Source organism: Microcoleus sp. N9_A2 (genome assembly GCF_036701775.1).
Taxonomy (GTDB): Bacteria; Cyanobacteriota; Cyanobacteriia; order Cyanobacteriales; family Microcoleaceae; genus Microcoleus.
In genome coordinates this window covers 273,700-292,376 of sequence record NZ_JAUBRH010000001.1, presented here as the reverse complement: position 1 = coordinate 292,376, position 18,677 = coordinate 273,700, and the positions used below count along the sequence as shown (strand labels likewise).

At 45.9% G+C, this 18,677-nt stretch carries 14 protein-coding genes; 6 read left to right on the top strand and 8 right to left on the bottom strand.

Features of this window, described 5'->3' with window-relative positions:
* Nucleotides 1-271: 271 nt before the first annotated feature.
* Both QUA44_RS01255 and QUA44_RS01250 read right to left on the bottom strand, forming a co-directional pair.
* Entirely contained in the window at nt 272-811 is a 540-nt protein-coding gene (locus QUA44_RS01255; RefSeq protein ID WP_333247126.1) for a GIY-YIG nuclease family protein, read from the bottom strand.
* 59 nt (nt 812-870) lie between these two features.
* Entirely contained in the window at nt 871-1,197 is a 327-nt protein-coding gene (locus QUA44_RS01250; protein ID WP_333247128.1) for a hypothetical protein, read from the bottom strand.
* A 229-nt stretch (nt 1,198-1,426) separates the two neighbouring features.
* Between QUA44_RS01250 and QUA44_RS01245 the strand changes: the two genes are divergently transcribed.
* Nucleotides 1,427-2,227: a hypothetical protein gene (locus QUA44_RS01245; protein ID WP_333247129.1), complete on the top strand. Its 801-nt coding sequence runs from the start codon at nt 1,427-1,429 to the stop codon at nt 2,225-2,227.
* 94 nt (nt 2,228-2,321) lie between these two features.
* On the opposite strand, the gene QUA44_RS01240 is transcribed toward QUA44_RS01245, so the two are convergent.
* Both QUA44_RS01240 and QUA44_RS01235 read right to left on the bottom strand, forming a co-directional pair.
* On the bottom strand, nt 2,322-3,185 hold the full coding sequence (locus tag QUA44_RS01240; RefSeq protein WP_333247131.1) for a sulfite exporter TauE/SafE family protein: 864 nt from the start codon (nt 3,183-3,185) through the stop codon (nt 2,322-2,324).
* 185 nt (nt 3,186-3,370) lie between these two features.
* Nucleotides 3,371-4,213 (bottom strand): pentapeptide repeat-containing protein, encoded by an 843-nt coding sequence (locus QUA44_RS01235; RefSeq protein WP_333247516.1) that lies wholly within the window; start codon nt 4,211-4,213, stop codon nt 3,371-3,373.
* A gap of 412 nt (nt 4,214-4,625) precedes the next feature.
* On the opposite strand from QUA44_RS01235, the gene ilvD reads away from it, so the two are divergent.
* A complete protein-coding gene (gene ilvD / locus QUA44_RS01230) occupies nt 4,626-6,311 on the top strand; it encodes a dihydroxy-acid dehydratase (protein ID WP_333247133.1) in 1,686 nt (561 codons plus the stop codon).
* A gap of 117 nt (nt 6,312-6,428) precedes the next feature.
* On the opposite strand, the gene QUA44_RS01225 is transcribed toward ilvD, so the two are convergent.
* On the bottom strand, nt 6,429-6,959 hold the full coding sequence (locus QUA44_RS01225; RefSeq protein WP_333247135.1) for a hypothetical protein: 531 nt from the start codon (nt 6,957-6,959) through the stop codon (nt 6,429-6,431).
* A gap of 97 nt (nt 6,960-7,056) precedes the next feature.
* On the opposite strand from QUA44_RS01225, the gene QUA44_RS01220 reads away from it, so the two are divergent.
* Both QUA44_RS01220 and QUA44_RS01215 read left to right on the top strand, forming a co-directional pair.
* Entirely contained in the window at nt 7,057-8,700 is a 1,644-nt protein-coding gene (locus tag QUA44_RS01220; RefSeq protein ID WP_333247137.1) for a GTP-binding protein, read from the top strand.
* A gap of 235 nt (nt 8,701-8,935) precedes the next feature.
* Nucleotides 8,936-9,865 carry a phosphoribulokinase gene (locus QUA44_RS01215; protein WP_333247139.1) on the top strand — a complete coding sequence of 310 codons (930 nt, stop codon included), beginning with the start codon at nt 8,936-8,938 and terminating at the stop codon, nt 9,863-9,865.
* Nucleotides 9,866-10,047: 182 nt separating this feature from the next.
* On the opposite strand, the gene QUA44_RS01210 is transcribed toward QUA44_RS01215, so the two are convergent.
* The gene (locus QUA44_RS01210; protein ID WP_333247141.1) at nt 10,048-10,254 is read right to left on the bottom strand and encodes a hypothetical protein; all 207 of its coding nucleotides are present in this window, start codon (nt 10,252-10,254) and stop codon (nt 10,048-10,050) included.
* Between the two features lie 110 nt (nt 10,255-10,364).
* Here QUA44_RS01210 and QUA44_RS01205 point away from each other — a divergent pair, with 110 nt between their 5' ends.
* Nucleotides 10,365-11,345, top strand: a complete 981-nt coding sequence (locus QUA44_RS01205; RefSeq protein ID WP_445243617.1) for an ABC transporter ATP-binding protein — start codon at nt 10,365-10,367, stop codon at nt 11,343-11,345.
* 108 nt (nt 11,346-11,453) lie between these two features.
* On the opposite strand, the gene QUA44_RS01200 is transcribed toward QUA44_RS01205, so the two are convergent.
* Nucleotides 11,454-13,100, bottom strand: coding sequence for an NB-ARC domain-containing protein (locus QUA44_RS01200; protein WP_333247143.1), 1,647 nt, complete (start codon nt 13,098-13,100; stop codon nt 11,454-11,456).
* 364 nt (nt 13,101-13,464) lie between these two features.
* Here QUA44_RS01200 and QUA44_RS01195 point away from each other — a divergent pair, with 364 nt between their 5' ends.
* A complete protein-coding gene (locus QUA44_RS01195; protein WP_333247145.1) occupies nt 13,465-17,448 on the top strand; it encodes a VWA domain-containing protein in 3,984 nt (1,327 codons plus the stop codon).
* 173 nt (nt 17,449-17,621) lie between these two features.
* Here QUA44_RS01195 and QUA44_RS01190 read toward each other — a convergent pair whose 3' ends face one another.
* Entirely contained in the window at nt 17,622-18,638 is a 1,017-nt protein-coding gene (locus tag QUA44_RS01190) for an adenosine kinase (RefSeq protein ID WP_333247147.1), read from the bottom strand.
* Between the last annotated feature and the right edge of the window lie 39 nt (nt 18,639-18,677).

Genomic DNA, 18,677 nt, shown 5'->3' with positions numbered 1-18,677 from the left:
TGACAGTTGACAGTTGACAGTTGACAGTTGACAGTTGACAGTTGACAGTTGACAGTTGACAGTTGACAGTTGACAGTACGGGAATCAAACCATTTATGCTTGACGGGTATCGGCTCTATTCATGAGGTTATTTATGTCCGCGCCCGCTGTGGCGGTTGCTATAAATCTTAAAATGTTATAAGTTTGAAGTGAGGACTTTAGTCCTTAGAGAGAAAACTGAAGTCCTCACTACAAACAGGGTTGATTGTGGGGGATTAACCTGATATCGCAGTTACTTTAAATCCAGCAATCCGCTAGTTTTCAGCTTGGGATTAAACCGAATTTCTTCAGTTACACCGCGAGATTTGAGGAGCGAGAAAATTTCATTTTCCACCCGCCGCGCTACATTTTTCAACAATTTATCTTTGGCAATTTCATCGGCGAAAATACCTTCATAATTTGCTGTTTCTTGGGCAGTCATCACAGTTTTGGTGTCGATGGGATCGTTCCACTTGGCAGCATCGGCACCGTTACCCTGGGGTTGGGAACCGTTTTCGGCAATCCAACTTTCTCTAATGCTTTCCAGGATAGTGCGGCTGGGCTTGTCAATAGTTTGGACTTTCAGCCAGTAGCAATACTGGGTTTGGCGTACCAAATGCTGTTTAAGGCTGAGGTAAATGTCGCGAGAATAGCCGACAAATTGCAGGACTTTCTCGCTGTCAAAAATTGCGTAAACGCCGATTTTTCCCTGGACAAAATCGGGCAATTTCCCCTCGGAGTCTATGTATGGAATGAATTCTAAGCTGGCGAGAGATTGAATGTCTTCTGTCATCCGATTTTAGATTTTAGATTTTAGATTTTAGATTAAACCACAGATTAACCAGCCTTTACCTAACTCTTAAAAACTCGATAAACGGCACAGAGGCGGCTGGGTTTAAATATTTTGGCTTGGAACATGAAATTAGGCGGGACGTTGACGATCGCAAAATCGCTCGATTCGTGATACTTTTCAAATTCCGCAGGCATTCCCTTCGGCGTCTCGCTGCTGTAAGGGACTGGCTGAAAAAGTAACTCGGCAAACTCAATGCGCGAGCATTGCAATTGTAGCGCTACTTGTTGGAGAAAGCTTTCACCGGTTAATAAACCGAACAGTGCAGTTTTAGCATCGGGTTCGAGGACAAAACTGCTATCGTAGCTTTCAATAATCTTGAGACCCATTTTCTGTATACTCCTGACAGACGGCGGTGAACGGTTATTGGTTAACTGTTGAGCGATCGACTTAATTCTGAATTTTACCTGAGATTGACGGTTTTGAAGGCAGAAGGTATTCGGCAGGAGGTCAATAAAAATACCACAATCCCGAAAATTTGACAAATAGCCCTGATTTATTTGCCGATCGCTTTTATCATGTCCGTATCGCCATCTATCCGACTACGACTAAAAGGCTATGCAGAAGATTGAAAAAGCATCATTCCCAGCTTTGAGAAGTGCCCCGAACCAGCCGGACTGGCTAGAATTGGTAGAATACGCCTCTGTTGCTGGTTCAGCGATGGGCACGATTGCTGCTGTATTGTCGGGCCAAATTCTCTACGCTGCCGCCCCCTTAACCGCAGCACTCTCGCTGAATCTCGCCAATCGCCAGCGTTTCGAGCAACAAATGCAATACAAGGCAAATTCTGCGATTACGGACGTACAGGCCGCAGTAGAACGTCGCTCGCACCAAGTTCAGATACTACCTGGAGAACCTGCGGAGCTCTACACCGCCGTCTCCGACTTGCAGCAGAAACTCCTCGGTTTGGAATCCGGCGTCATCGCCGAGGTACAAGCTGCCGTAGCCTCTCTCGAACGCCAAGCCCAGGCGCTGCCGGCAGATTCTCAGGATTTCCACACGCAACTGTCGGATTTGCAGCAAAAACTCCGCATTTTGGAAACTAGCGCCCTCAGAGAGCATGATTGGGAAAATGTCAACGTCCGATTTTTATTGATGGGCGAAAAGTTAACTGAAGTTAAAACTATTACGGCTCAGTTACAGGAGCGATCGACTGAAGTAGACTTGAATGAAATCCAAGGTTCTCTGAAGCAATTGCAGGATTTGCTCGATCGACCCACAATAGACACAGGGATGTTGCAAACCGAGATTCAGCATTTGCAGCAGCAAGTTTCCGAGTTGCAGAGGCAAAATCAAGAAATTGTCAAGCCTTATTTGCAGCGTCTGACTCGCGCCGTGAAGAAACTATCAACAAATTAGTCTTACTTATTCGTTTTTCGTAGGGTGCAGCGCGGGCACCTTCCCGGATTTTTTCGTAGGGGGCTCTTCTGCCGCGCACCTTACCCATTACCAATTACCCATTGCTAAATTTTTGCCAAGCTTGCCAGAAAACATAGAGCGATAATACTGCCAAGAGCGATCGAAAAGCTAAACTAATAGTGCGATCGGGCAATCTCGGCAAAAACCGCGTGCTCACCTGCGCGCCCAACAAACCGCCGCCGCCCAGAATCAACCCCACAACCCACAAAACATTCCCGCGCGCCGCGTGTCCAGCCGTCGCCGAAATAGCAGTGATGACGATGACGCCCAAGCTGGTTTGAATTGCGGTTTTAATGCTTTCTCCTAACAGCAAAATTTGCAGGGGAACCATAATTACGCCGCCGCCTACGCCGAACAAACCCGCTAATAAACCTGCCGCACTGCCGGTAGCAATTTTAGCAAAAGTTGGATTGAATAAAATATTTGAATTATTGGGTAATTCGTGATTGGTAATTGGTAATTGAGCATTTTCTCGTTGTCCCGCTTGTCCTCCCAGTTCCCCTTGTTCTAGTTCCGGTTTCTTCTTAGCTGTCAGGCGCTTGCGAACTTCAATCAAATAAATATTCAGCCACAGCAACAACCCAAAAGTAAGTAACAGCAAGTAAGGCGGAAATATCCCCGCCAAATAAGCACCGATTTGTGCTGTAATGACGGCGGGAAATCCGATGCCTGCGACTTGGCTCAAGCTGAGGTAGCCCATGCGCCAATTCTGGATGCTGCCAGAAATAGCTGTAATGACGATCGACAAACCGCTAGTAGCAACCGCTTGCACGGGAGCATAATTGAGAGCCACCAACAAAGGCACGAGCACCGTACCGCCGCCAATACCCAAAAATCCAGCTAGAATTCCGGCAAAAATTCCCGCCGCAACCAGAATCAATAATTCACTGACAGTCATTATATCAAGTCCGGTTAATTGGTAATAAAACCTCTACGGGCATAGGGCATTGGCCAAACAGGGGATAGGGCATCTTGCCCGCTCGCGAAGTCGAAGGGTGGGCATTGGGCATTGGGCATGATCGGACAAAAGTATGATAACTATTCAACCGGACATGATATTAGTCAACTGTCAACTGTCAACTGTCAACTGTCATTAGTCGTGCCGTCGGGCATAATTGCCCGCCTCAAATCTGCATCGCGGAAGTTAGTTCGATTGAGATTAGCATCAATCAAAACCGCTTCCAACAAAACAGCCCCGCTAAAATTAGACCAGCACAGCTTGGCCCGGTACAAATTAGCACCGCTCAAATTAGCTTTTGCTAGCGTTGACCAACTCACATTAGCAACCCTCAAATTAGCATTGCTCAGATTAGCTTCGCTCAGATTAGCTCCCACCATCGTTACTTGGCGCAAGTCTGCACCAGTCAGGTTAGCCCCGCTGAGCATCGCCCCGCTGAGAATTGCCTGATTCAGGTTAGCTCTTTCTAAAAGCGACTCGCTGAGGATGGCATTTGTCAGGTTTACCGCTTTGAGAGTTGACCAACTCAAATTTGCCTTCATCAAATTAATGCGAATCATGCTAGCGTCGGTTAAGTTGGCCGCAAACAAATTCGCTTCAGTAAAGTTGGCTTCGGTCAAATTAGCTTCGGTCAAATTAGCCTTGGTCATGTTGACTTCTCTGGCCATTGAGCCGCGCAGGTTGGCTCCCATCAGGTTAGCCCCGCTGAGATTGGCGCGGCTCAAATCGGTACCGATGAGATTTGCTTCGGTGAGGTTGGCTTCCGTCAAGTCCACCCCTGCCAATTTCACCTCGCGCAAGTTCGCTCCCGTCAGGTTAGCGCCTTTGAGGTTTGCGTCTTGGAAATTCGATCTGGTAAAGTTAGCCTCGCTGAGGTTTACCCCTTTTAAGTCGGCCCCGACGAGGTTAATCTCTCGAAAATTTCTTTCTCCGGCCGCATATTGCCTCAGAATTCGATCGGCCTCCATGTCATTCGCCTCGCAATTTTTTTTAAACGTTAGAGTGATGGGTGTTACCACATCATCCCAGATAACTACGGTATTCACTCTGCACGCTGTACTATCTGTAGAATCTTTGCATTGCTTTCCTGGCAATGCTGTGCTACTCGCTCCTAAAGGGCCTGACAAATATCAACGCTTCTGAGAAAATCAACAATAGGGTAAAACTCTCGGGACTGGGCACTCAGTCAGTCGATTTTAGATTTTAGATTTTAGATTTGCTCCACAGATTCATCTGGGAGCCGGAACTTTGGTCTAAAATTATGGGCTCACCACGACGATTATCGGAAACTTGTATCCGTTTTTGGGCGAGCTGGCAGTTGACAACTGACAACTGTTAACTGTCAACTGTCAACTATCAACAGAGAAAGGAAATTTTAAAATGCCTGAAAATTTGAGAAGCCAAGCTGTGACTGGGGGCGTGCAGCGCGCGCCCAATCGAGCCATGCTGCGGGCCGTCGGTTTTGGCGACGGCGATTTCACTAAGCCCATTGTGGGCATTGCCAACGGGTACAGCACGATTACGCCCTGCAATATGGGATTGAACGAGCTCGCTTTGCGGGCTGTTGCGGGTGCAAAAGAAGCCGGCGGGATGCCACAGATGTTCGGTACGATTACTATCAGCGACGGGATCTCGATGGCAACTGAAGGGATGAAATATTCCCTGGTTTCGAGAGATGTGATTGCAGATTCGATTGAAACTGTTTGCAACGGCCAAAGTATGGACGGGGTGCTGGCTGTGGGCGGTTGCGATAAGAATATGCCGGGGGCAATGATTGCGATCGCCCGCATGAACATTCCTGCTATTTTTGTCTACGGTGGCACGATCAAACCGGGATACCACAACGGACAAGATTTAACCGTTGTCAGCGTTTTTGAAGCAGTCGGTCAATTCAGCGCCGGCAAAATTGAGGAAGCAGAACTCACCGCAGTGGAAAAAAAAGCTTGTCCGGGTGCGGGCTCCTGCGGCGGAATGTACACAGCAAATACAATGTCCAGCGCTTTTGAAGTGATGGGCATGAGTTTGCCCTATTCTTCGACAATGGCTGCTGAGGATGCCGAAAAAGCTGATAGCGCTGAGGAATCTGCCAAAGTTTTGGTGGAAGCGGTTCGGAAACAGTTGTTACCGAGCCAAATTTTGACACGCAAGGCCTTTGAAAATGCGATCGCGGTAATTATGGCGATCGGCGGTTCAACCAACGCTGTGCTGCATTTATTGGCGATTTCAAATACGATCGGCGTTGAACTGTGCCTCGACGATTTTGAAACAATTCGAGCCAAAGTGCCAGTCTTGTGCGACCTCAAACCAAGCGGCAAATACGTAGCCGTCGATTTGCACAAAGCCGGCGGCATTCCGCAAGTCATGAAAATGCTTTTGGAACGCGGCTTGCTACACGGCGATGCGCTGACAATTACCGGCCAAACTATTGCTGAAGTGTTAGCAGATATTCCCGCCGAACCGCGCGCTGACCAAGATGTCATCCGCCCTTGGAATAACCCGATGTACGCCCAAGGACATTTAGCAATTCTCAGGGGAAATTTGGCAACAGAAGGAGCCGTTGCTAAAATTACAGGTGTTAAAACACCAAAAATTACCGGCCCAGCGCGGGTATTTGAATCGGAAGAAAATTGTTTGGCTGCAATTTTGGCTGGAAAAATCAAAGCCGGAGATGTGATTGTCATCCGCTACGAAGGGCCCAAAGGCGGGCCGGGAATGCGCGAAATGTTAGCACCAACTTCGGCAATAATTGGTGCAGGTTTAAGCGATTCTGTCGGCTTAATTACTGACGGCCGCTTCTCTGGCGGAAGCTACGGCAGGGTTGTCGGTCACGTTGCACCCGAAGCGCAAGTTGGCGGCACAATTGCTCTGGTAAAAGAGGGCGATTCGATTACAATTGATGCTCAAAATCGCTTGTTGCAGCTCAATGTTTCTGATGCAGAATTGGAGCAGCGGCGCGCTCTTTGGCAGCCTCCTAAACCTCGCTATACTAGAGGCGTTTTGGCTAAATACGCTAAGTTGGTTTCTTCTAGCAGTGTGGGTGCTGTGACTGATTTAGGTTTGGGTTAAAGTAGAAATTTTTGTAACCGCAGATGAAGGCAGATCAACGCAGATGAACGCAGATAAAATCCTATTTGCGTTCATCTGTGTCCATCCGCTGATATCTGCGGTTACAAAATTCCCAAATTAACTGCGCTGATTCAAAAAGCGGCTTGCCATCGACATTGCGTCAGTAATATCTACATCACCGTCTCCATCTGCATCTAAAAACGTATTCAAAACGGGATTTCCGCCCTGGGCAGGATTTTGAGCGTTGGTGCCGGTTTGTAGCAAATTCAGTACGAGTGGCACCAAAACAGGTATCATCGCTTGCACTGTGGCGTTATTTAAACCGGTTCTTTGGGCGATATCGGCCACTATCTGCGTTAGTTGGCCGGCTCCGAACAAACTCTGTACCGCCTGCGGATTGGGACTTGTGCCGCTAAATTGGTTGACAAGTTGTTGAGCTTGTGCGTCTCCTGACTGCGATCGCACGTCTTGCAATGCCGATCGCACGTGTCCGCCCAAAACCGACATTGCTAGCTGAGTCGTACCCGCATCGATGCCCTGGTTGCCGCTCAACTGCTCTACCGCACCGAGAATGTTGCCCAACTGATTGGGACTTGCTTGTTGGTTAGGATTGTCGATCGCGCTTAAGATTTGGTCAAATAGTCCCATAATTTTTGCTCCTTGCTGTGATTGCTAAACTATAGATCAGAAGATTTAAGAAAATGTAAAAATCAAACCATCAAGCCTTTTATTTGCCGCTTTCCTCATGCCTTTGCCACGCCTGTTAACCTTAATTGCTGCTTTCTGCCTCGCCCTGGGGCTGATTATTGGGCTGGTGAGTTCCTTAACAGGGCTTTACAGTCAAGTTGCGTGGTCTGCTTCTCCGCTGCTGGCTAATTTGCTGATTTTCCTGATAATTGTACTTTTGGGAACCCTAATTTTTGCGCTGGTTTACTATTTTAGGCTGCTGCAACGCCCTCAGAAAGTTAAGGGAAAACGGCCGATTACTCCGAAGGTTCCTGTTGTAAAAAGTGAAGCTGCTTCGGAAAATCTCAAAGCAATTCGGCAACAAGTCGATCGCATTCAAGATGAAGTAGCGCGGCAAGCTTTGCTGTTGAGAGCTCGCGAAATTGAAGCTAGCATGGCTCGCGGCAGCGTTCGAGTAGTTGTTTTCGGCACCGGTTCTGCAGGCAAAACTTCCGCTGTCAATGCGCTGGTGGGGCGGATGGCGGGACAGGTGGGCGCGCCGATGGGAACTACCGAAGTTGGGGAAACTTACACTCTGAAATTGAAAGGAATCGATCGCGAATTAGCAATTACTGATACCCCAGGTATCTTGGAAGCGGGAGTTGCGGGGACTTACAGAGAGGAATTGGCTCGGCAGTTGGCGGCGAGGGCAGATTTGATCTTATTTGTTTTGGACGGCGATTTACGAAAATCCGAGTACGAACCGCTACGGACTTTGGCGGAAATTGGCAAAAGGTCGATCGTGGTTTTTAATAAAGTTGACCTTTATCCCGACACCGACAGAGATGAAATTCTCACTAGGCTGCAGCAGCGAGTCAAAGGTTTTGTATCAGCAATGGATGTAGTTGCAATTAGCGCCAACCCGCAAAAATTTGTACTAGAAAGTGGCACAATATTTCAACCAGACCCGGATATGATGCCATTAATTCGGCGCATCGCTGCAATTTTGCGAGCCGAAGGCGAAGACTTAATTGCAGACAATATTTTGCTGCAATCTCAGCACTTGGGAGACCAAGCGCGCAAGTTAATTGATGCTCAAAGAAGGCGGCAAGCTGATAAGGCAGTAGAGCGATTTCAGTGGATCGGAGCCGGAGTAATTGCGGTAACGCCTTTGCCAGTTTTGGATTTGTTAGCGACAGCAGCAGTTAACGCTCAAATGGTAGTAGAAATTGCCAAGATTTACGGCTGCGAATTAAATATCGATCGCGCCAAAGAATTAGCCTTGTCTCTAGCAAAAACCCTAGCAAGTTTGGGAATAGTTGAAGGCGTAATTCAAGTAGTTTCAAGGGCGCTGCAATTAAGCGTAGCTGGGTTTGTGCTCGGCAAAGCAATTCAAGCAGTCAGCGCCGCTTATTTAACCAGAATTGCCGGCAAAAGTTTTATTGAATATTTCCGACACGACCAAGATTGGGGCGACGGCGGCATCGCCGAAGTTGTGCAAAGGCAGTTTCAGTTAAACCGGAAAGACGAGTTTGTCAAAGCATTTGTCAAAGATGCGATCGCCCGCGTTGTCGAACCTCTGAACATTTATCAGCAGGAATCGGAACCAGAATTAGAAATGTCAGCGGAATTGGAACCACAAATAGAACCAGAATCCTTGTATCAGCCGCCGCAATACGACGATTGGGAAACTTACAGCAACAAACGCAACGATGAGTGGTAATGGGCCAAACAGGGAATTGGGCAAACAGGGAATTGAGAATTGGGTAATTACGATCATTCAATGAGATGTTCCCTGAGTATGCTTTGTTGAATTTTATTAAGAAATTTTACAATAATTTTACACATGGGGGAGACTCCGGGGGGATCAAGTCAAACCGAGCGATCGGATCGAACACAATTTTGATAAAATTTAAGATTGACAACAAAATTTGCTATTGTGCGTCCGGGTAAAAACAATGAGCGATCGACCAATTATTCTCGGTATTGTCGGAGACAGCGCAGCGGGCAAAACCACCCTGACGCGGGGAATTGCCCAAGTATTGGGGCCAGAAAATGTCACTGTGATTTGCACTGACGACTATCATCGCTACGACAGAAAGCAGCGGGCCGAAATCGGAATCACAGCATTGCATCCCGACTGCAATTACCTCGACATCATGCAGCAGCACCTCAGCCTGCTACGTACCGGACAAGCAATTCTCAAACCCATCTACAACCACACGACAGGTACATTCGACCCGCCGGAATACATCAAGCCCAGCAAATTTGTAATAGTTGAAGGTTTGCTGGGTTACGCAACCCGAACAATCCGCGATTCTTACGACGTAAAAGTGTATCTGGCTCCTCCCGAAGAGTTGCGAACTCAGTGGAAAGTTAAGCGCGATATCATGAAGCGCGGTTATACTGAAGAACAGGTGCTTGCAGAAATAAAAAAACGGGAATCCGACTCTGAAGACTTCATTCGTCCTCAGCGCAAATCGGCCGACGTTGTAGTTAGTTTTTACCCGCCAGAAGCGGACAATGAATCGAATTTGAGCGTCCGTTTAGTGCTCAGACCGACAATTCCTCACCCTGATTTTACTGAGATTTTAGGTCGAGGCAGCGAGAGTTTTAAACCTGCAATTCGCTTGGGACTCGATCGGGATATGGGCAAACCGGTTGACGTTTTGGAAGTAGACTCCCACGCTACCAGCGAGCAAGTAAACGAACTGGAAAAGATTTTGTGCAACGAAATGCCGCACCTGCGGGGATTTTGTTCTACCGAAGGCAATCCCGAAATTGGCAAACTGATCGGCACAACTGGCGAAGTTTTGCAAAGTTACCCGCTAGCTTTGACGCAGTTGCTAGTTGCATATCACATGATTAAAGCAATTCATTTGTATTAAGCTGTACTGCATTTAAATTGCATATTCGGGCGGGCTAGAAGCCCACCCCACAAGAGTTGGATTATTTCTGTAGTTATTGTAGGGTGTGTCAGGGGGGGATTATTAGTTTATAGTCAAAACATTCTGCCCTGACGCACCCTACAAACTGGCGAAATTGCGGAATTTTAACTGTATTATTTGTGTCACAATTGAGGATAAATCGTCAGTGCTGGCAAAGTCAGATTAATAGTAGCCAATTGCTGAAGTGGCATGGAGACTGGCAACTGACTTTGAGGTGCGGGCAGCATTTCGCCTCGGAAGTCCAGGATGGTGACGAGTAGCAGGTAGGCAAGTGCTAGCATTATAGAAATCACGCCGGTGATAATAGCAATAATTTTTGAACGATCCATATTCAGATAATTTTAAGTGCAGCTAAGATTAGTTTAACATTAAAAAGAGCAATTATGACGAAACTTATGCAATAGAATATAATCAGGTGCTACTTATTTAGATGACGAAAATGGAACCTTTTATAGATGCGCCAACTTCCACCGAGATGCCCGGAGCTACCCCAGTGGTGGAAATATTTAATCTGGGGAAGTTCTACCGTACCGGCTTCTGGATGAACGAAAAAATAGAATCGCTCAAAAGTTGCACTCTGACTGTTTCTGAGGGGGAAACTTTCGGGTTGTTAGGGCAGAATGGAGCGGGAAAAACTACGCTGCTGAAGACTTTGCTGGGGATAGCGCGGCCGAGTTCTGGCACGGGGCTGCTGTTGGGGAGGCCTTTGGGCGATCGCAACGTGAAGCGGCGAGTCGGCTATTTGCCAGAAAATCCCTACTTTTACGATTATCTCACGGGCTGGGAATTCTTGCAATTTGCGGCGGGCTTGTTTGAAATTCCCCCCTCGATTCAGCGGCAGCGAATTCCGCATTTGTTGGACTTAGTTGGGCTATCTCAATCGGCGGCAATCAAAAAACAGTTGCGCCAGTATTCTAAGGGAATGCTGCAACGGATAGGTATGGCTCAAGCTTTGATTAACAATCCAGATGTGGTATTTTTGGATGAGCCGATGTCTGGTTTAGATCCGATGGGGCGCTATCAGATGCGGGAGATAATTTTATCGCTAAAAAATCAAGGAAAAACGATTTTTTTTAATTCGCACGTACTGTCGGATGTGGAGAAGATTTGCGATCGGGTGGCAATTTTGGCTCGCGGTGAGTTAATCTGTATTGGTGCGATCGACGAACTTCTGGGAAATACTGAAACTTACCGGGTTGAAGGTAGGGGCGGCCACTTGAATATCCTGCAAAAATGGATACCGGATATGGAAGTTGATAATGATTTGTGGTACGGTCATTTGCAGGGCGAACCGAAGGAGTTTATTTCTAGTCTGAGCGCGACGGGAGGGCAGCTAATTGGGATGAATTTGGCTAAGCCTTCTTTGGAAGAGTTTTTTATGCAGCAACTTCAAGAAAGAGGCATTTATTCCAGCAGTTGAAGTTGATAAAATCGGCGGTTGAAACCGGGCGGTTGAAACCGCGACTACACATACAAAGTCCGCCTTCGCGGACTAAGAAAACGGGCAAGATGCCCGTTCCACAAGAGTTTAATTTTCTTGTGGGGTGGGCATCTTGCCCGCCTCTGAAAGGCTAATATTTTTTACTTCCTTTAACAATGGCAACTGTAGATTTGCACATACTAACTCTGCACAATTCCACTGCCGCAAATACTCACAAACTTCAGAAATAATCGCATTTGCTGCATCTAAATCTTGTGCTTGAGAGGCATGATAGTGCGCTCTAATTAAGGGCTTAATATCCTCGATATCTTGCCATTCCGATTCCGGTTTGAGCGGAATACTGATATAATAACTATAAGCTTGGCTGTGGGCGGTACGGAAACTTTCGGGATTTTGATTTAGCAGGTACTCGCCCTTTTCTCGGACTAGCGGATGCAAGTGATAGGATTTGAGATGGCGATCGTAATATAGCAATTGTCGGCGTTTGAGTGCCTGAATAATATTTTCTTTAAGTTCATACTTGCTAACTTCTGGCATTTGAGCGCTAATCCCTGCAAAAGATAGCGGATATTCTGAGGTTTGATAGACAGAAATTCGGCTGAGACAAGTTTGCTCGCCGTCGCCCAGACGTGCTATCATTTCATCGATCGCTCTTTCAATATCTCGAATCAGCAACCAGTCTCTCTGGTGCAGAAAAATTCCGACATTTCCCTGAAACTCGGTATCATCTCGAATCAAGGCTGCAATGAGTTGTAAGGCTTTGGGATGTCCTGAATAGCGATCGCCCATTTCGGCTAATTCTTCTGGATTTGCAGTCAGATTAAACGATTGCAACAGGGAAATTGCGCTATCTCGATCCAATCCGTTGAGTTGGATTTCGCGGGTGACTGTGGGCGGCAATTCGGCTAAGGTTTCGCGACTGGTAAAGATAATTTTGCTTTGATGTTCTGTTTCTAATAGTTGTTTGAATAACCAAGCATATTCTGCACAATCGTCTGCGAAATAACCAGCCGCTTTGGCTTGTCTTGTTTTCAAAAGTGTGTCAGCGCGATCGAAGACAATTAAGCAAGGTTTTTCTCTGAGGATTTTGAGCAGATTTTCGGTTTTTTTGCCGCAGTCATTTTGAGCGTTGGTGGCGGGGGTAATGTCGCCGTTGGAGAGGGTGAATAGCAGGGAGTCAATTGTGCGATCGAAGGGGGGTGCTTTGCCTGTTGCGGATTGCAAGGATTGCCAAGCGGCGCAGGTGAAGGGGGTTTTTTTTGTGTGGAGTTGGCGAATTAGTTGGCTGACGAGGCTGGTTTTTCCGATTCCGGGTAATCCGACAATTGAGATGGCTGTGATATCTGAGTTAACGATCGTAGTTTTTAAGATTTCGAGTTCTTTTGTGCGCTGTACCCAATTTCTGACGGGGGGTAAGTTTTCTGGGAGGGGAAATGTGCGATCGGTTTCGCTGTCTAGGGGGATATCTGCGATCGCGGCGGCTAAAAGTGGCTCTGTTTTCTTGATTTTGTAGCCTTCAGCAATGTATTCCCAGTTTTCTATTTCTACTGCTTTGCAAATATTGATAAAGTTCTCTCGTCTAATTTCTATTTTCGCCCAAAACCGCTTTAAGGTAGCTGTTGAAACTAAAGCGGCAACACACCAAGTATCCTCAGTTTTATTCCATCCGAGATTGCGTCTTACCATGTCAATGATTTTTAGCCCTTCTTCGGATGCTCTGAGCAAACCTGCCATTGCGACTCCTCTACGGAAATTATGCCTTGGTAAAGAATATTACATGATTTTGTGAGCCAAATGAGCCAAATGAGCCAAGTGAGCCTTTGATGTTGAGCCAAATGGTGAGCCGTTAAGCCTATACAGATTCTGGATTGTGGAGTATTGTGAAATGATGTGTTTGGCTGTCAGCTACGTTTGACGGTGCATCTGGCGGGCGATCGGGCATACAGCTTATCTGCTGTTGGGAGCAATGTAAAGTTTTATTACAAAAACAGGGCGAACTGCATAAAGAGCAGAGAAACGCCCTGATAGATATCTAGGAAAGCTTGCAAGGCGGGCTTTGCTGGTTTTGACGCAACTATATTTGTGAGGAGATGGGATTATGCAATTACTGACAGATGATGTGTTGTTGGGTAGTGCAGTGGATGTGAGTGCGATCGCGCCTCTGGAGGAAGAGATCAAGGGCGATCGAATCTTGTCCTATGGTTTGGATACCCGCAGTGCTAGCCAGTTAGGGGCCAGTTCGTCTTTCATTTCGACCTTCGACGGACTAAGGGGACAAGTTGGAACGATCGATCCGTCAGCCAAATTTACTCAAATTGCTAGTACCTTCAGTTTCTCCGACATCGCTGTTTCTAAAGACGGGACGATTTTCGGAATTACGCCCACTCAGTTATTCAAAATCGATCCAGTATCGGGTTTAACTTCATATGTTGGCGCTCTGGGTGCAGGTGTTGTCAACATTAATGCTCTAGAATTTGCCAATGATGTCCTCTATGCGACTGGCAATTCCAACTTATATACAATTAATACCAGTAACGGGGCAGCATCTTTCGCAGCTAACTTAGGCCCTGGGTTTACTAGCAGTGGGGATTTAGTATTTGACGCTGCGAACAATCGATTTTTAGCCACATCGAGAGGAGATACAAGCGATAGTTTGTTTGCGGTATCTCTCACAGGTCAAGCAACGAAAATTGGTGACATTGGTATCAATAATGTTTGGGGCTTGTTGTTTGAGGGCGGAAAACTTTTCGGTTTCACAGGAGATGGGAAGCGAATTGCGATCGATCCTGGAACGGGAGCGGGGGTTTTTGATACCCTTGTCCAGGGTATTAGCGATCGAATTGGGGGAGCATCTGGTATTCAAATTAAGAAAGGAGAGATACTGTCGAGCACTCCGGGAACTATTCTGTCAGCGGATACGATCGATGTGTTTTTGCCGCCCGGTGGCGAAATTACTTTAGATATTACAGTGACAGTGCCTGGGGATGCTTCTAGTTCAACCACTCGCAGCGCATTGAGTGTTGAAAGTGTGGATACTGTGGCTGCTCAGATGCCAAGTTCTTCAACGGTTAGTGCGAGTGCGACAACTGACCAGCTTCCGCTTGATGTTTTTCTGCTGCAAGACGCTTCTAACTCCTTCCGTGATGACGTGTCTACTTTCCAGCGTCTAGTACCAAATTTAGTTGATACTCTGTCAAATCAGCAGCCGGATACTCAATTTGGTCTTGGCAGTTTCGTTGACAAGCCAATAGAAGGGATCGGAAGTATTGATGCAGGTCATTATGTTTATCGTACTAATCTACCACTAACCAAAAATGAAAATGAACTGCAATCGGCAGTGAATAATCTAACTATTCTCCCTGGTAATGCTCAAGAACCGGAAGCATCACTGGAAGCCCTGTTACAAACGGCACGTCGTGCTGGCACTTCTGAAATTGGTTTCCGAGATAGTGCGCGACGTGTTGTTGTTGTAGCTACAGATGCACCGTTTTACCAAGCGGGTGATGGTGGGATTCAGGCGGGAATTACCAGACCAAACAATGGCGATGCTGTTCTTGATGGCAATCCGCCGGGAACCGGAGAAGATTATCCGAGTATTCAGCAAGTTCGCGAGGCGCTGATTGATGCAGGTATAGTGCCTATTTTTGCTGTTACATCTATATCCGAAATAGATAATGTAAACAATATTTCAGTGTATAACGACCTAGTTAATAAATTAGGTTTCGGTAAAGTTGTCAGATTAGACTCAGATAGTGCTAATTTGGTGAGTGCAATTACAGAGGGCTTAGATCGAGTCAGTCAGGAAATTACTCTCGTACCTGCTGATGATGATTTCAACTATGTGAAAGATATTTCACCCAAGAAATTTGAAAATGTCAAGCCGGGTGATCAGCTAAATTTTAAAGTCACGTTAAAATCGGATAGTACAGGTGGTGACGATAATCTGAAACTGCAAATACCTGGATTTGGTAATCTGGGTGACACGCAGATTAATGTGCGAACATCAAATCTTAATCAGCTAATCACAGAAACAGATACCATTACTGCCAATTTTTTTGAAGATTCTGATACTGACAAAAAATTAAAAGACGGGATTAGCAGAACAAGAACCAGTATAGCAGCAGGTTCCATAGGAGTAGCAGAGTTTAGTAAAGGATTTGGCATTGGCGGTCTCATTGCGGGAGTTACAGTAGGCGTTGGAGCAGGTTATATTAATGACAGGCTGGGGGAGGGTTCTACATTTCTTCCCTATGGTCAGTTACCTAATGATTTGGAGATAAAACAGAAGAATCAACGTGAAGTTAGCCTTAAGCGTTTTCCATCTTCCCTAACTTCCACACCAATTAATTCAACTGAATCTAAAAAAACATGGGTCATTATTCACGGTTTGAATGATAACCCTGACGATAAGTCTGATAGTGATGGAGATTTTTCTGACATAGCAAAAGCCTTAACTACAAAAACTAACGATAATGTGTTTCTTCTCGATTGGAGACAAGCGGCTGCTGGTGGAAGAGTAGATGAGAAGGATAATAATCCTAATGCTCTCATGAGACTTGGTAACTATACGGGAGCTAAGTGGATTCGACCTGTTGCTGAATTTGCAGTTAATAAGCTGAAAGAGTTTGGCATTGATGCTGAATATGCCAGTAAGAATTTAAATTTAGTAGGTCACAGCTTGGGGTCATTACTAAGTAATGAAATTGCCAGAATCTACAAAAATGGTTTCCTTGATAAAAATGATGGTAAAGAAACTAAAGCTAATGGAATAGGAGTGAATTCTATTTTGGCTCTCGATCCACCATCGCAGACTAACCTAAGTTCTTTCTCAGCTTTTGTTCCTGGCATTGGATACGATATAGATGGTAGAACTGCGGAAGCTGATTTTGTAGATCCAGTTCAAGGAATATATTTACCAAAATTTAGAGAAGTGTCTAACTTCTCAAGGGCTTTTGTAGGCAGCAAAAGTCTTGCAGGAAATCAGTTATTCGCTGAACAGGCTCATGAATCATTCCAAATGGATTTTGGTGGAGTTGCTACTGATATAGGTCAGGAACATACTTGGGTTGTCCAGACTTTTAAGCAAATTATTGATCGAAGAGACAGTTTAGGAGAAATTGGCAAACTATTCAATCCCACTCCCATTCAACAACTCCTCAATCCGAGTCCCAATTTTAAAGAAAATGGTTACACTAATGCCCTTGGCGGAAAACATGATGGGAGCATCGCTGTTGAAAAACCAAACGGCAATAATTTACCTCAACCAAAAGCTCTGATCTTTACAAATACATCAGGAGATAAGGATGATATTGTTTATGGTACTGCTGGGGATGACAAGTTAGATGGTAGTGACCAGGGCTTAAACTTCTTTGGTGATTCTCGTTACAGTGATGCTGGAAACGATATATTTTATGCCAACTCAGGAGAGGATGAAATATTTGGCGGTACTGGCAATGATACTCTTTATGGCGATAAAGACAACAATTTCATCAATGGCGAAGAAGACAACGATTTGATTGAAGGTGGCGATAATAACGACACTATCTTTGGTGGGAAAGGAGACGATACAGTTATTGGAGGTAAGGGCAACGATAGTTTAGAAGGCAACGATGGTAAAGATACGATTACTGGTGGAGAAGATAACGATACCCTATGGGGCGGTAGTGGTAACTGGGCTGATTATCTTGATGGTGGTGATGGCAATGACTCTCTCATGGGAGAAGACGGCGATGATACTCTGATTGGTGGAAAAGGCAAAGATACTCTATCTGGTGGTTTTGACAGTGATATATTTGTCATAGGGAAAAATGATGGTATCCGCATTAATGATAGTCCTTCTAGAGAAGATATCAAAAATGGAATCGATCTGATCACAGATTTTGGCACTTCAGGATTTCGAGGAACTGACAAAATTAAGTTAATCGATTTAAGCTTTGGAGATTTAGATTTTCTAGAGTTGGAACGTGGCTTCCTTAACCCTTTCAAAGATACGGCAATAGGTATCAAATCAACAGGAGAATACTTGGCGTTTTTAGACGGAGTTTCCAGGGATTCAATTAATAAAAACGAATTCTTCATTTGAGGGCATAAACTAGATTATGTTTAGCTCTTATTTGGTTGCGTCTCCTTCACCAAACTAGAGCGATCGCCCTTAATCCATCCGCGTTCATCTGCGGTTCAAAAAAGTGCGATCGCCCTTACGACAAAAAGTGCGATCGCCCTTAACACAAAAAGTGCGATCGCCCCTTTCAATTCCTAACCAGAAATCACCTCACTCAAAAGATGAGCCTGAGAACCCTCAAGCCGAGGCCCATGAATCTGCACCACGCTAGAAGCCAAGAAATTGCCCCAGCGAGCCGCTTGTACAGAACTCAAACCGTTAGTAATTCCAAACAAAACACCGCCCGCAAAAGCATCCCCAGCACCCACAGAATCGATCGCCTTTACCGGAAATCCCGCCACATCAACAATCTGTTTGTTCTCCACCACCATGCAGCCTTTTTCCCCATTAGTGATAAAAGCCAAATCCGAAATCTCGCTCATTTTCCGAGCGCACTCTTCCAGAGATTCTTCCTTAAAAAAGCTCCGAACTTCATCAGCATTGCAAAAAATTACATCGCAATATTCCGAAACCACCTTGTGAAAATCATCAGCAAATCGATCGACTAAAAAGCCATCCGAAAAAGTAAAAGCTACCTTCACACCCAGACGCTTAGACTGTTCCATCGTCTCAATACTAGCCTTTCTCGGTTCTGGAGCATCCCAAAGATAGCCCTCAACATAACTGTACTTGCAGTGAGACAGGCGATCGACATCAATATCAGTCGCAGCCAGAGTAGTAGAAACCCCCAAATTAGTACACATCGTGCGTTCCGCATCCGGCGTAGTCAGCACAACACAAGTACCAGTGGGCTCCTTCGACTCAGCAGCAGGATGCACGTTAAAATCAATCCCCGCCGCCAGCAAATCTTGGCGGTAAAATTCCCCGTTAGTATCCTTAGCAACCTTCCCCGAATAATACGCTTTACCGCCGCTCTGAGCCAAACCAATCATCGTATTTGCCGCCGAACCCCCCGATCGCATTTGCAGCGAATTGTGCTCTAAATCGTGCAAAATTCCCCCCTGCGTTTCCGAATCCATCAGCGTCATCCCGCCGCGATTCAGCCCGTGGTCGAGTACAAATCCATCTTCTACCAATGCTAGGATGTCTACAAGGGCATTGCCTACGCCAAACACGTCCACTGAACCAGATTCTTGATTATTTTCTGTCATCGCTGCTTTTTTTTACACTAACTATCAACTCTATAATAA

Bases quoted from the DNA above. Each gene is read 5' to 3' on its own strand.
- QUA44_RS01195 (WP_333247145.1), top strand. From the start codon at position 13,465: ATGCAATTACTGACAGATGATGTGTTGTTGGGTAGTGCAGTGGATGTG.
- QUA44_RS01190 (WP_333247147.1), bottom strand. From the start codon at position 18,638: ATGACAGAAAATAATCAAGAATCTGGTTCAGTGGACGTGTTTGGCGTA.
- QUA44_RS01225 (WP_333247135.1), bottom strand. From the start codon at position 6,959: ATGGGACTATTTGACCAAATCTTAAGCGCGATCGACAATCCTAACCAA.
- ilvD (WP_333247133.1), top strand. From the start codon at position 4,626: ATGCCTGAAAATTTGAGAAGCCAAGCTGTGACTGGGGGCGTGCAGCGC.
- QUA44_RS01250 (WP_333247128.1), bottom strand. From the start codon at position 1,197: ATGGGTCTCAAGATTATTGAAAGCTACGATAGCAGTTTTGTCCTCGAA.
- QUA44_RS01205 (WP_445243617.1), top strand. From the start codon at position 10,365: ATGGAACCTTTTATAGATGCGCCAACTTCCACCGAGATGCCCGGAGCT.
- QUA44_RS01245 (WP_333247129.1), top strand. From the start codon at position 1,427: ATGCAGAAGATTGAAAAAGCATCATTCCCAGCTTTGAGAAGTGCCCCG.
- QUA44_RS01220 (WP_333247137.1), top strand. From the start codon at position 7,057: ATGCCTTTGCCACGCCTGTTAACCTTAATTGCTGCTTTCTGCCTCGCC.
- QUA44_RS01215 (WP_333247139.1), top strand. From the start codon at position 8,936: ATGAGCGATCGACCAATTATTCTCGGTATTGTCGGAGACAGCGCAGCG.
- QUA44_RS01255 (WP_333247126.1), bottom strand. From the start codon at position 811: ATGACAGAAGACATTCAATCTCTCGCCAGCTTAGAATTCATTCCATAC.
- QUA44_RS01210 (WP_333247141.1), bottom strand. From the start codon at position 10,254: ATGGATCGTTCAAAAATTATTGCTATTATCACCGGCGTGATTTCTATA.
- QUA44_RS01200 (WP_333247143.1), bottom strand. From the start codon at position 13,100: ATGGCAGGTTTGCTCAGAGCATCCGAAGAAGGGCTAAAAATCATTGAC.
- QUA44_RS01240 (WP_333247131.1), bottom strand. From the start codon at position 3,185: ATGACTGTCAGTGAATTATTGATTCTGGTTGCGGCGGGAATTTTTGCC.
- QUA44_RS01235 (WP_333247516.1), bottom strand. From the start codon at position 4,213: ATGGAGGCCGATCGAATTCTGAGGCAATATGCGGCCGGAGAAAGAAAT.